The organism is Streptomyces sp. 4N124 (genome assembly GCF_052245395.1).
GTDB lineage: Bacteria > Actinomycetota > Actinomycetes > Streptomycetales > Streptomycetaceae > Streptomyces.
The window spans coordinates 1-13,071 of record NZ_JBQQBS010000064.1 but is presented as its reverse complement, the minus strand read 5'-3'; the positions used below and the strand labels follow the sequence as shown (position 1 = coordinate 13,071).

The window sequence follows — 13,071 nt, the reverse complement described above, 5'->3', positions numbered from 1 at the left end:
GCCGGACCCGGGAAAGGTCGAGCAGTCCCGCAGCGCCGTCCATTCCCTCCGCGGATCGTGGCCCGACGGGACCTGGGACCCGGAGTGGGGCGGTCCCGTCTCGGTGCACGTGGACGGCGCCGTCGTGGCGATGCGCTTGCTACGGATGGCGCCCTCGCGGAAGCACAAGATCGAGGGGAGGCTGGGAAGGCAATGACTGGCCGTCAACCAGCCCGCTACACTCACCCGCAGCACCCCTGGCCACCAAGATGCCAAAGAGCTGCCGGTGTGGATTGGGTCGTCCGAGGGCGGTTCGCTGTTGCGAGCAGGCGGCAGCCACATGCCTTCGTTGCCACGCTCCATCCGAGGTCAGCCGAGGGGACAGTGTCGAAGCTGCGCAGGTAGTGCTCGGGGGAGAAAAAAGAGTTGATCAAGTTACTGATCCTGGCTGCAAATCCACGTGACACCCATCCACTGCGGCTTGGCGAGGAGACCCGCAGGATCGAGGAGAGGATCCGGGAGAGCAACGCCGCCCACCGGTTCACTATCCGGTCCGCCTGGGCCGTCACAGTTGACGAACTCCTGTACCAGCTCAACTCCTTCAAGCCGAACGTGGTGCACTTTGTCGGCCACGGCGAAGCGGATCAGATCGTCCTTGAGACGACGTCGGGAATGAGCCAGCCGCTGAGCCAGGAGGCGCTGGGTACGATCTTCTCCCACTTCCGCCAGTGGCTCCAGGTGGTCGTGCTGAACGCGTGCTACTCGGCCGCCCAGGCGGAAACACTGGCGGAGCAAGCGGATGCGGTGATTGGAATGACCGATCGGGTCGGCGACACCGCGGCGATCGAGTTCTCCGCCGGCTTCTACCGCGCTCTCGGCTTCGGGCGCTCCGTCGAGGACGCGTTCTCGCAAGGAGTGGCGATGCTGACGGTCAATGGCTTGCCCGACGTAGACGTGCCGAAGCTGATCCACCGCACCGGCGTCGATCCGGCCAAGCTGGTTCTGGCAGGCGCATCAGATGCCGCGATCTCCATCCGGCGAGCGGAGGACCCGCGGGTTCCGGAGAGACTCCGGCAACTTCTGCAGGACGGCTGCGAGTTCCTGTTGCTACCCGACGAGGCGATGCGCCTGCCGGACCGGCACGCGGATGAGGAGAACCGCATCTTCCTCGAACTCGGAATGCGTCAGTCGGACGCTATCTTCGTCGTGGAGGTGAACCGCTTCTCGGCAGTCGGGAGTACGGCGCGCGTCCTGGCCGAACGACTGGTTCCGACCGACACCCACGAGTACGACTGGACCTTGGTCTCTAACGGCAGGCACCTCGCCGGGAGCCTCAGTCTGACTATGGCGGGACTACGGTCCGGCGATCACATGATGCTGGTGGGGAATCACAGGGAGCCGTTGTGGGCACCGAGCCAGCTGTAATACCGAGGACCACGACCGAACTGCTGCTGCTGACCCACACCGACCGCCGACTTCACCTGGTGCCGGTTCACGCGCTCCGGTCCGTCGTCCTGTTCGCCGCCGGTGGCGACGTTCCCGGCCGGACGACGGTGGCTTGCACGGCGCTGCCGTCCGGCCAGGTCGTCCACGTGAATCGGGACGAGATCCGCCCATATCTGCTTCCCGACGATGCGGTCTCGGCGGTGCTGACGCAGTTCGCGGTGACGGGGCTGCGGCCCGCAGTTGGTCCCATGCCGACTGGGGACCTGCACGCCCCGCCTATGTTCGGGAACCTGGCTGATCCCACCTGGCTGTCCCTGTCGCTCGGCGGCCAGTGCGACAGCGCCTGCGTGTTCTGCTTCACCGAGTGGATCCGGCACGAACCGAGGCTTACCCACGACCAGGCGGTGCGTGCCCTCGACGAGGCGGCCTCCATCGCAACCGTGGAAGGAGTTGTCTTCTCCGGGGGCGAACCGACTCTCCGGAAGGACCTGCCCGACCTCGTCCGCTACGCCTCGACGAAGGGATTCGCGTCCATCGGGCTGCAGACGAACGGCCACCGGACAGCCGACCCGCGGTACCTGAACGGCCTCGTCGAGTCGGGGGTGACGCACGTGCTGCTGTCCCTACACGGTGCACGCCAGGAGACTCACGATGGCATCGCCAGACGCAGGAACAGCTTCGCCCTCGCACTGCGCGCTCTGGCAACGTTGGCCACCGACGACCGGGTCGTCACCGAGGTGAACTTCGTGGTCTGCGCCCAGAACGCGGACGAGACCGAGGACTTCCTCGACCTGATCCGCCATGTCGCGCCGAAGGCTGCAGTCCGCTATTCGCTCCCCATTGTCGAAGGGGCCGCGCACGACAACGCGGAGTCGACGCTGCCCAGCCTAAGAACCTTCGTGGACCGAGTGTCCGCGGCGGTGATGAGGGCAGCCGACAGCCCCCGGGTCTCCGTTGCGAACGCACCCCCGTGTATCTCGTCGGCTGTCGGCCTTCCGCCCACCTACACCCTCTCGCTGCGGCGATCGATGCTGGGCGTGTCTCCATTCGTCAGTTCCGCCATACTGCGGGGCGAGGTAGCCGCCAAGCTCCAGGTCTGCGTCGGTTGCCACTTCACCGACAACTGCGACGGCCTTCAACTCCCGTACCTCCGACGGTTTCCTCAGGCCCACCGGCACGTGGCCGAGGCTCGAGTGCGATAGCGGACACCCGGTTGGCCGACCAGAGCCACCATGCGACTGCTGACCGAAGAAGGCTTGACAACACCATGGTGGCCGTCGAACGGGTCGAACGTTTACTCATCAACCGAGGGACTGTTCAGGGGCGGACGGCCGACGTGCGCAGCCGCCTGTCCGCACGCGCGACCTGGGCGGCCGCGGCCGCGCTCGTGCTGGGCGAGGCGCCGCCCCACCCTGAGACAGGGCCGGGCTTGGCGCGCCCTTGACATCAGGACACGGTGAACGCGTCACCAGTCACGTCGCGTTCGAGGCTCGCGCCCTGGAAGCCGTAAGTACCGATATCCGCGACCTTGATCAGCAGGCAATAGCGGTCGACCGAGTCGATGGTGTCGGCCACTTGGCGGTGGTTCCTTTTGAGAAAGTGGATCGCGGCCTGGTTCGCCAGGGAGCTCTGGCCGCAGACCAGCACGACTGGGCGAGTCGCCTGGGGCGGCATGAACTTGGCCACCAGCGCATACTCCACTTCGCTCTTCCGGAAGAGGTAGCGCCTGCCGCCGACGACGAACGCCACCGATTCAGGGCCCGGACCGTACGGCAGGATGCTGACGCCGGGCACATGGGCCGCGAGGTGGCCGCCCGTACGGAGGTTGGCCTCGCCGAGCGGACCGCCGATGCAGAACTCCGTGCGGTCGTCGTTACTGCCACGGAAGTCGTCGGCGGATTCGGTGGCCACGCCACAGCCGAGCTGGCCGGCCAGGGTCGCCAGCTCGATCATGGCTCGAATCTCCTTGTGCGTCGCGACTCCCCGCGCGTCGTGCTTGTTGCCGATGACGATGAAACAGGTCTCCCCCGGAACAAGGCCGAAGAAGTCCGCCTTGCGCCGCAACACACGGGCACGCTTGCCTCGCTCCCAGAGCCAGACGCACCCACCACCGATGAGGCTGGTCACCAGACCGACCAGCACATTGACGAGAACGGAAAAGATCGTCGCCCCCTCGCACCCCCACCGCGCACAGCGGTTCCGTGCGCCTCAAACGCCGCTGATCCTCCACGACGAACCCAGCCGGTGACAACCGGACAAGGGCCAGTGAGGGCCACGAGGAAACCGCCACCGAGGCGGGCCGCTGAACGGCCAGCTCGAATCCAGCGAACAAGTGTCGGCCCGCCTCGACCCAGCCAGGCCACATTTCGACCTGTCATCCCCAGGCCAACAGCCCCGTCTCTACAAGATCTAATGAGACGGGGCATTTGAAGCGGCGTCACTGGCAGGTGGTATCCCACCATCCTGATGCCCCGCGTCTCATCACCTTCATGACGCAGTTCCCGGGCCGGGTGTCAACCGTCAGGCCTCGAAACACCGTTCTCCATTCCTCTGATTACTGCGCAGCAGTGACGTTTCGCTGAGACTGATCCGCGCAACACGCCACCGACGGCCGTCCGAGGGCTCTACGCTCACTCGCTGTCTCGGGTAGAGGCCGCGTACAAGGGGGCTTGGGTGACGCTGCTGAAGGACGATCCCACCTGGGTGGGCAGCTACCGCTTGGAGAGCCGACTCGGGTCGGGCGGCATGGGGGTGGTGTACCGGGCGTGCTCCGCGTCCGGTCAGGTTGTTGCGCTGAAGGTGATACGCCGTCAGTGGGCCGAGAACCCGGAGTTCCGGGCCCGCTTCGAACTGGAGGTCGCCGCCGCCCGAATGGTCCACAGCAAGCACAGTGTGCCGATCATCGACGCTGATCCACACGCACCGGACCCGTGGATGGCCGCCCCCTACGTCTCGGGAGAGTCCCTCGCTGCCCGCATACGGAAGTGTGAACCATTCGACGAGCCAGAACTCCGTGCGCTGGCCCGAGCGTTAGCCGGTGGCCTGCGGGACATTCACCGGGCGGGGGTAGTGCATCGCGACCTGAAACCCGGCAACGTGCTGCTGAGCGAGCACGGCCCGCTGATCATCGACTTCGGCGTCTCCCGAGCCGTCGACGGAAGACCCCTCACCGCCGCTGGCCAGATCGTCGGCACCCCCGCCTTCATGGCGCCCGAGCAGTTCACCATGCCCTCCGAAGCCGGACCGGCGGCCGATGTGTTCTCCCTGGGGTGCGTGCTGGTGTTCGCCGCGACCGGACGTAGTCCCTTCGAAGCCGGCAGCCCCTACGCGTCGGTACACCAGAGCATGCACGAGGAGCCGGACCTCAGCGACCTGCCCGAGTCCTTACGCGGCCTGGTCGCCGCCTGCCTGCGGAAGCCTCCGGCCGAGCGGGCCACCCCGGAGGAACTACTGCTGGCCCTCACTCCCTCCAAACGGCCGCTCAAGACCACCCGTGCCATGGGGCTCCGCACATTCCGTGCGCTCGCGGTCCGCTGGCTGAATCGGCGGGTGCCCGTATGGCTGATGGCTCTCACGGTCCTGGCGTCCGCGGCCACGGGTATCAGCACCATGGCGGCCCTGCCCTCGTCGCCGACCACCCGGCCTACCCGGACGGACTCGCACCCGGGGGAGACAACGCTCGCGGGAAACGGCGACATTCAGCGGTGTTCCGCGTATGACGACGTTATCTACTGCGCCACCGGCAACGGCTCCATCGCCCGCATCAACACCTACGTCTACGACCGCATCGTCTGGACGAGCGGCGCCCCTGCCGACCAGTACGGCAACTTCACACCCCCTGACGGCGGCACCGTCGTGCTCGGCATCGCCCACGGCATGGTGTTCATCGTGCGTGGCCGTGCCCGTCAGGATTCCGATGGCGGCTGGGCGTTGCTGCCCTCCCGGCTCGACGCGCTGGATGCCGGCACCGGGAGGACGCTGTGGACCCGTCTCCTCCCCGACACCGTCTCTGTGGACGTCCCAGGATTTCAGGCAGCGCAGCTGGTACGGGAGACAGAGACCCTGTACCTCACCGATCTGGCCAGAAACGAGATCCGGGCGATCGACGTGGCCACCCGCGGCACCCGGTGGAAACGGCCGCTTGGCCCTCGAGAGGTATTCGCCGCGACATCGAACGGGCTGTACGCCATCCGAACCCCGCTGAACCATGCTCAACAACCCAACAAGACTGTGATCACGGCAGTCGAACCAACAACCGGACGCACGGCGTGGACCACCACCAAGGTAGGAAAACTCGACTTCGCCGCCTCCGCACCCGGCGCCCTGTACCTAACAGAGCGCAACAAAGAGCTGACCGACGATGCCAGGAACACCGCAATCGTCCGCCTCGACACCCGAACGCGCACCGACCTCCGCGTCCCCATTCCAGGAGGTTTCGAGATTCACCTGACGCCAGACACCACCCAATCGATCAACGACCACCATGGAGTAGCTGATCGCGACTTCTTCTACCTCGTCGCTTACAACGGCGACACCATCGCCGTTGACACCAAGAGCAAGCGCATCCGGTGGCACCGCGACCCTGGAACAAACGTCCCGACTGGCATGCCGACCCTCGTTGGGACACAGCTGGTCTATCCCACTAGCTTCGGAGAGGTGTTCGCCGTGGACACCAGTACGGGCGCGCGACTATGGCAGACCCACCCGCGTGCCGCCTCCCTCAAACGCCCAAGGGGTTCGTTGAGCCCTGTCATGGTCGTAAATGGCAGGCTGTATGCCGTCTCCGCCCGCAACAGCGTCTTCGCAGTCGATGCGAGCCCTTCCCCGCCCGACCCTGATCAGCGAACGCTATCCGTCAGCCGTTGAGGCGTCCGTGACAAGTGGCGAAGTGACGGGCTGCGATCAGACCAGCCACAACATGATCGTTTCACTCGGGGAGAAACAGCCTTCGCCCCGTACCTTCTCGGCCTGAACCGGTCCAGAATGCCGCTATGGCCGAAATGGAGCACAACGAGGCAGATACACGCTCGTTCCTGTCATGCGCCACCGAGGTGGCGCGGCTGCTGAACCTCGGGAACACGGTCGGCGTGCCAGAGGCCGGCCGCGCGCGGCATCTGGCCCAGGCGGCACGCAAGCCACTGCTCGAACGCGCCACTCTGCCCGAGGAGTTCTTCGCTCCGTTGATGGCCGCAGCCGTCTGCGACCCGGACCCCAGCTTCTGCCGCTGGTTCGTCGAGCGGGCCCGGTACTGCGCCCATGTGCCGCTCCGCGCGGACCGGTCCCCGGCCTACGCACCCGGCGGAAGTCGCGATCCCGACATGGATGAGTCCCGAGATGTGATGGACGAGTGGGGCGAAACCCTGCGGCAATCAGCCATGTACCCGGGCGGCCCTGAAGCCTGAAGCTGCCCGTTGCCGCGGGCCCTTGCTCGCTCTGTGGCAGTTACGGGACAACCATCGTCACCAGCGCCGACGACAGCGTGCAGGGTATCCCGGGTCGTGCGCTGGATCTTTCTGCTCAGATCAGAAGTGCGGGCTCCGGTGGCGGCGCAGTCACTGTGTGGGCGGAGTCGCCTGCACCAGGCCGGACTGGTAGGCGATGACGACCAGTTGGGCGCGGTCGCGGGCGCCCAGTTTCGTCATCGCACGGTGGATGTGGGTGCGTACCGTCAGCGGGCTGACTGTGAGGGCTTCGGCAATCTCGGTGTTGGACTTGCCCTCGGCGGCCAGGCTCATCACCTCGCGTTCGCGTGCGGTGAGTTCCGCGAGAAGGTGCGGGGGCGCGAGGTGGGCTTCGGGGGCGGGGGACGTGAGGAAGTTCGTGATGAGGGTGCGGGTTGCGGTGGGCGACAGGAGAGCTTCGCCGGAGGCCACCGTGCGCAGGCCGGCCAGCAGGATATCGGCGGTGACGTCCTTGCCGAGGAAACCGCTGGCGCCCGCGCGGAGCGCCTGGGCGACGTGGTCATGGGTCTCGAAGGTGGTCAGGATGAGGACGCGGGTGGCGGCCAGTTCCGGGTCGGCGCAGATGGCGGAGGTGGCGGCGAGGCCGTCGGTGCCGGGCATCCGGATGTCCATGAGGACGATGTCGGGGTGGTGGGTGCGGGTCAGGTCCAGTGCTTCCGCGCCGTTTGCGGCTTCGCCTACCACCGTCATGTCCTCGCAGGAGTCGATCAGGATCCGGAAGGTGGCCCGCAGCAGGGCCTGGTCGTCGGCGAGCAGCACCCTGATGGTCATGCTTGTTCTCCTCCTGCTGGAATGTCTGTGGCATCGGTGCCCGCTTCGGGTGCAGGGGGCTGGAGCGGCAGTGTGGTGGTGACGTCGAAGCCTCCGTGCGGACGGGGTTCCGCGCGGAGTTCGCCGCCGATGCTGTGGGCGCGTTCGCGCATTCCCATGATGCCGAAACCTCGGCTCGGCTCAGTCTTCACCGCGTTGGCGGTGCCGTCGTCCGGGCCGTCGTTGCTGACCGTGATCAGTAGGCGTGATCCCAGATAGGCGAGGTGCACGTGGGCGGAGTCGGCGGCGGCGTGCTTGGCGACGTTGGTGAGCGCCTCCTGCACGATCCGGAACGCGGTCAGGTCCACACCGGGGGACAGCGGGCAGGGCTCACCTGTTGTGGTGACCGTGACGGTGAGCCCTGCGGATGCGCACGCCGAGACCAGGTCGGGCAGGTGGGCGAGGCCGGGCGCCGGCTCCAATGGTGGGGAGGCCGGGTCGTCGTTGTGGCGCAGCAGTCCGAGCGTGGCCTTCAGTTCGCGCAGCGCGGCGGACGTGGTGCCGGTTAGGTCGGTGAGGATCTCCTTCGTCTGCTGTGGGTTGGTGAGCGCGAGGTGGGCGGCCGTTCCGGCCTGGGCGTTGGCCAGCGCCAGGTGGTGGGCCACGACGTCGTGCAGCTCGCGGGCGATGCGCATGCGTTCTTCGGTGACCCGCAGCCGTGCTTCCTCCTCCCGGGTGCGCTCGGCGTGTTCGGCGCGGGCCTGCACGGAGGCCAGGTAGGCGCGCCGCAGGCGTGTCATGTTGCCGGCGGCGAGCGGCAGCAGCAGCCAGAAGCAGTAGCCGATGGTTCGCAGTACCAGGGAGAGCGTGTCCGTGGAGTCGGCGACCGCCGAGGTGACCATCAGCGCGACCAGGGTGATGACGCTGTAGAGGCGTGTGGTCTTGGGGCTGGTCAGCGTGGTCAGCCAGTACAGCGCCGCCATGAGGGGGGCCAGCAGCAAGGGGGTGAGCAGGTACCCCAGTGCGGTGACGATCACGGTGCACAGGGCGGCCACGACGGTGACGGCGCGCGGATGACTGCGGTGCTTGAGCAGGGCGAGGCAGGAGACGGCCATCAGCAGGAGGGCAGTCGTGTCCTGATGGGGCGGGGCCGTGCCGGGCCGGGTGAGATTGCTGCCGATGATCGCGCAGACCATCAGGGCCAGGACCAGCACCCCGTCGACGACGTGGGGATGGCGGTCGGCGTACCGCGCGAATCGATCGGTGTAACGCTCAGGTCGGGTAGCCATCCGGTTCTCCGGTCGGTGCTCTTGGACCATCGTGACCGTTTCCCGCGCGAACGGCTGGCGGGGCCGCCCGTGTCGTGCGCCACGGACGGCCCCGGTGGGGGTGGGGCGGTCGCATTCAGGTGCGGGCCACTTCTTTGCAGGTCGTCGCATCGGCCGCTTCCGGTTCCGGGTCCGCTTGTTCCGTTTCGGGTCGGCGGGTGAGTGCTTCGCCCTCCACGTCGACGTTGGGCAGCAGCCGGTCCAGCCACTTCGGCAGCCACCACGCTTTGTCGCCGAGCAGGGCGAGCACGGCGGGCACGATCGCCATCCGCACGACGAAGGCGTCGAACAGGACCGCCGAGGCGAGTCCGAATCCGATCATTTTGATCATGGAGTCGCTCTCGCCGATGAACCCGCCGAACACCGCCATCATGATCAGCGCGGCGGCCACCACCACGCGGGCGCTGTGCCGGAAGCCGGAGACGATCGCCTGTCCGGCCCGCTCGCCGTGCACGTACGCTTCCCGCATCCGCGAGACGAGGAACACCTCGTAGTCCATGGCCAGGCCGAAAACGATGCCCGCCAGGAAGATCGGCATCAGGCTCATGATCGGGCCGGTGTGCTCCGCTCCCACCAGTCCGGCGCCGTGGCCCTGCTGGAAAACGAGAACGACTACGCCGAGCGAGGCCAGCACCGACAGCAGGTAGCCGAGGGCCGCCTTCAGCGGGACGAGCAGGGACCGGAAGACCAGCAGCAGCAGCACGATCGCCAGGCCCACGACGACAATCAGGTAGGGGACCAGCGCGGACTGCACCTTGGCGGCGACGTCGATGTTGACTGCGGTGGTGCCGGTGATCTTGAACATCGTCCCGGTCTCGGCCTCGACCGCGGACCGCTCGTCTCGGATGGTCGTGACCAGGTCCTTGGTCTTCTCATCGGTCGGCGCCGTGGACGGCACGGCCTGGAAGACGGCCGTATCACCGGCCTCGTCGAAGCGGGCCGGAGATACGGAGATGACACCCTCGGTGCCGCCGATCCGTTGTGCGACCGTCTCGGCGGCACTCTTCGCGTCGGGGCTGCCCTTGGCGTCCACCACGACGGTCAGCGGCCCGTTGAAGCCGGGCCCGAACGCCTCGACGAGCGCGTCGTAAGCCCGTCGCTCGGTGGTGGAGGTCGGTTTGGCCTCGTCTCCGGGGTTGCCGAGCTGCAGGCCCATGGCCGGCACCGCGAGGGCACCCAGGCCCACCACGCCCAGCAGCAGCACCGGCAGCGGGCGCCGCAGCACGAACCGCGCCCAGCGGGTGCCCCCGTTGTTCAGGCTGCCATCCTCCTTGATCTGTCCGCTCTTGCGGGCCTTGCGCCCCAGCACGGCCTTCGGCCAGAAGCCGAGGAACGCCGGGACCAGCGTCAGGGCGACCAGCACGGCAATGATGACCGCGCCGGCCGCCGCCAGGCCCATCTTGGTGAGCATCGGGATGCCGACTACCGCGAGTCCGGCCAACGCGATGACCACGGTCAGTCCGGCGAACACCACCGCGGAACCGGCGGTGCCGACCGCCAGACCCACTGCTTCCTGGGGCTCATGGCCCTTGGCGCGCTCCTCGCGATAGCGGGAGACGACGAACAGGGCGTAGTCGATGCCGACCGCCAGGCCCAGCATCATCGCCAGGATCCCGGTCGTCGTGGACAGACCCAGCGCGTGGGCCAAGGCCAAGATGGTGGCCATGCTCACGCCGACCCCGATGATGGCGGTCAGCAGCGGCAGCCCGGCTGCAGCCAGCGAACCGAAGGTGACCAGCAGTACGAGCGCGGCCACCGATATACCGATCAGCTCGGCCGCACCGCCGGGCCCGCCGCCCTCGTCCATCGCGCTCCCGCCCGCCTCGACGGTCAGCCCAGCATCCTGGGCCATGTGGAGGGCGCGCTCCAGCTGGGTCTTGCTGGCGTCGGTGAGTTCCTTGGCACCGACCTCGTAGGTGACGGTCGCGTATGCGGTCCTGCCGTCCTTGCTCACCGACTCCGACTGGAACGGGTCCGCGGCACTCGCGACCTGCGTCCCCTCGGTCACCTCGCCCACGGCGCTCTCGATAGCCTGCCTGTTCTCACTGGCGGTGACCTTCTCACCGCTTGCCGCGACGAACACGACGCGGGCGGTCGCGCCGTCGGCGGTCAAGCCGGGGAAGCGTTGTTCCAGCAGGTCGAACGCCTTCTGGGACTCGATTCCCGGCATCGAGAACCCCTCGTCCGAAGCCCCCGGGGCCTTCAGAGCACCGAGTCCGGCAACAGCCAGGACAGCCGCCCAGACCAGCGTGACGTACCAACGTCGTCGGAAGGCCAGACGGCCCACTTGGTAAAGGAAAGTAGCCACGGCAGGAGGTCTCCCCATCAGGCGCTAACGGTCTCCCCAAGGCTCTCCGGGAGCGGGCCATCCCGTCGTCATACGCCTGCCGACACTTCGCACTACTAAATACGCAGTACAGACCGGCCGAGCGGGTCCCCTGCTGGTACGACGAACCCGCTCGGATGACGGCGATGACGCCTTCCCTCACCACACGGGCCTGGTGGTCAATCACACGACTGGCTGCGGACTTCGACACACCGAACAGTGGCGCCAGTTGCCGCGATGTCAGGTAGGTCCGCCAGTACGTGGCGACCAGCAGCACACGGTCCGCCAGCGGCAGCTTCCACGGCCGCCCGCGACCCGGCGCGTCCACACCGTCCCTACGCAGCTGGGTCACCAGCTTGCTCAAGGTGCGCGGGCTCAGTCCGGTGAACGGGGCTGTCCAGGACGGCTCCGCCGCCGTGATCACGCCAGCCATCCGGAGATCATTTCAGTTGCCGACACCTGGGACTGATGCTCTTTCCAGGGGACGACGACGTGACGAGCCCGGAGATCTCCTGGTCCTACACCGGCTTCAGCATGTTCAGGAAGTGGTTGGCCCAGGTCGAGGGGATCACCCTCACCGAGATGGACGGCTTCGGCGGAGATCGTCAGTGGTGCGGCGTCTCCACCACGCTGGCGCCACTACTCAAGCATCCAGACGACGATGGCCCCGACCTCGCACCCGCTCAATGTGCGGCCATGTTGCCCCGGCTGGAAGCGATTCTCGACCACCATCAGCCTGACGACAGCGACCCCATCCTCCGGCGGCGCATCGAAGACGTCAGGCAGTTGATCACCGTCCTGCGGTTCTGCGTGGACAAGGACGTTGAGCTCATCTTCGGCTAACGGACATGCGCCTGGTGGTGGCCGCGGCCCGCCCGGTGCCCGGGTCATAGCTGGCTTCCGTGGTGTCATCGGCGACGGCGTGCAGGAGGTCGGCACCACGCGAGTCACCGAGCCCAGCCAACGCTATGGCCGCCCGCACACGGACAAGGCCGGGCCTGGGCGAGGACATGGAGGAGGTCGGCGCCGCGTGAGTCGCCGAGCTCAGCCGGCACCCGAGCCATACGCGATGTCTTCCACCAGCCGCGGCGCTTGGGCAAGCGCCAGAACCTCTCCGACGCTCCGAACGCCCCATACCCCGGCCCCGGTGTTGGCGTCCCCGAGTGTCCGTTCACGATCTGCGGCACCTGGCCGCCACCCTCACCATCACCGCCGGAGTGCCGCTCACCCTGGTCTCCAAGACCCTGCGCCACTCGACCCTGTCGACCACGGCCAACATCTACAGCCACCTCACCCGGCAGGCCGCCCGCGAAGCCGTCGACACCATCGAACAGACGCTCACCCGGGCCGAGCAGAGAGCCGGCCGCCAGGCCGGCTCAAGCAGCTGCGATCACCACGCGATCACATCCAACGACTCCGCGAAGCTCTCAACCGGCTCCGCTCCCCCACCCCGCCCGGCCTCTGCACCACCGCGAACCGGTCCGGCACCCGGCCTGCGACCACACCGCGACCACCAGCCCCCAGACACACGAAAAGCCGTCCTCCCGCAAACGAGAGAACGGCCTCCGACCTGCATCAAAGCTGGTCGGGACGACAGGATTTGAACCTGCGACCCCTTGACCCCAAGTTGGGTCGTCTATGAGCGGCGAACGATGTCGGTAACGGCTGAATCGTGGACCACGGGCAGCAGATGAAAAGTGGACCTCGTGTTCTCAGTTGATGTTGGTCATTCCCCGGTGTTGGCGGCGGGAACCCGTCCGAGGTCGCGGCCGCGCATGCG

At 67.3% G+C, this 13,071-nt stretch carries 10 protein-coding genes and 1 pseudogene; 6 read left to right on the top strand and 5 right to left on the bottom strand.

Annotated features, from left to right (window positions below; translation table 11 throughout):
- Positions 1-405 precede the first annotated feature (405 nt).
- Both ACTWQO_RS40660 and ACTWQO_RS40655 read left to right on the top strand, forming a co-directional pair.
- On the top strand, positions 406-1,404 hold the full coding sequence (locus ACTWQO_RS40660; protein WP_443242405.1) for a CHAT domain-containing protein: 999 nt from the start codon (positions 406-408) through the stop codon (positions 1,402-1,404).
- Positions 1,383-2,627, top strand: coding sequence for a radical SAM protein (locus tag ACTWQO_RS40655; protein WP_443242404.1), 1,245 nt, complete (start codon positions 1,383-1,385; stop codon positions 2,625-2,627). The genes ACTWQO_RS40660 and ACTWQO_RS40655 overlap by 22 nt, the downstream gene beginning before the upstream one ends.
- A 244-nt stretch (positions 2,628-2,871) precedes the next feature.
- Here ACTWQO_RS40655 and ACTWQO_RS40650 read toward each other — a convergent pair whose 3' ends face one another.
- Complete coding sequence (locus tag ACTWQO_RS40650; protein WP_443242403.1) at positions 2,872-3,567, bottom strand: hypothetical protein; 696 nt, start codon at positions 3,565-3,567, stop codon at positions 2,872-2,874.
- Between the two features lie 531 nt (positions 3,568-4,098).
- On the opposite strand from ACTWQO_RS40650, the gene ACTWQO_RS40645 reads away from it, so the two are divergent.
- Together ACTWQO_RS40645 and ACTWQO_RS40640 are read left to right on the top strand one after the other, a co-directional pair.
- Positions 4,099-6,291, top strand: a complete 2,193-nt coding sequence (locus ACTWQO_RS40645) for a protein kinase domain-containing protein (RefSeq protein ID WP_443242402.1) — start codon at positions 4,099-4,101, stop codon at positions 6,289-6,291.
- Between the two features lie 125 nt (positions 6,292-6,416).
- Positions 6,417-6,827, top strand: coding sequence for a hypothetical protein (locus ACTWQO_RS40640; RefSeq protein ID WP_443242401.1), 411 nt, complete (start codon positions 6,417-6,419; stop codon positions 6,825-6,827).
- Between the two features lie 150 nt (positions 6,828-6,977).
- On the opposite strand, the gene ACTWQO_RS40635 is transcribed toward ACTWQO_RS40640, so the two are convergent.
- The 4 genes and pseudogenes from ACTWQO_RS40635 to ACTWQO_RS40620 all read right to left on the bottom strand — a co-directional run.
- Positions 6,978-7,658, bottom strand: coding sequence for a response regulator transcription factor (locus tag ACTWQO_RS40635; RefSeq protein WP_443242400.1), 681 nt, complete (start codon positions 7,656-7,658; stop codon positions 6,978-6,980).
- A complete protein-coding gene (locus ACTWQO_RS40630; RefSeq protein ID WP_443242399.1) occupies positions 7,655-8,926 on the bottom strand; it encodes a sensor histidine kinase in 1,272 nt (423 codons plus the stop codon). The genes ACTWQO_RS40635 and ACTWQO_RS40630 overlap by 4 nt, the downstream gene beginning before the upstream one ends.
- Before the next feature lie 115 nt (positions 8,927-9,041).
- Entirely contained in the window at positions 9,042-11,273 is a 2,232-nt protein-coding gene (locus tag ACTWQO_RS40625) for an MMPL family transporter (protein WP_443242398.1), read from the bottom strand.
- 193 nt (positions 11,274-11,466) lie between these two features.
- Positions 11,467-11,724, bottom strand: a pseudogene (locus tag ACTWQO_RS40620) (helix-turn-helix domain-containing protein); the annotation flags it as partial.
- 59 nt (positions 11,725-11,783) lie between these two features.
- On the opposite strand from ACTWQO_RS40620, the gene ACTWQO_RS40615 reads away from it, so the two are divergent.
- Positions 11,784-12,134 (top strand): hypothetical protein, encoded by a 351-nt coding sequence (locus ACTWQO_RS40615; protein WP_443242397.1) that lies wholly within the window; start codon positions 11,784-11,786, stop codon positions 12,132-12,134.
- Between the two features lie 320 nt (positions 12,135-12,454).
- Entirely contained in the window at positions 12,455-12,895 is a 441-nt protein-coding gene (locus ACTWQO_RS40610; RefSeq protein WP_443242396.1) for a tyrosine-type recombinase/integrase, read from the top strand.
- Positions 12,896-13,071: the final 176 nt, after the last annotated feature.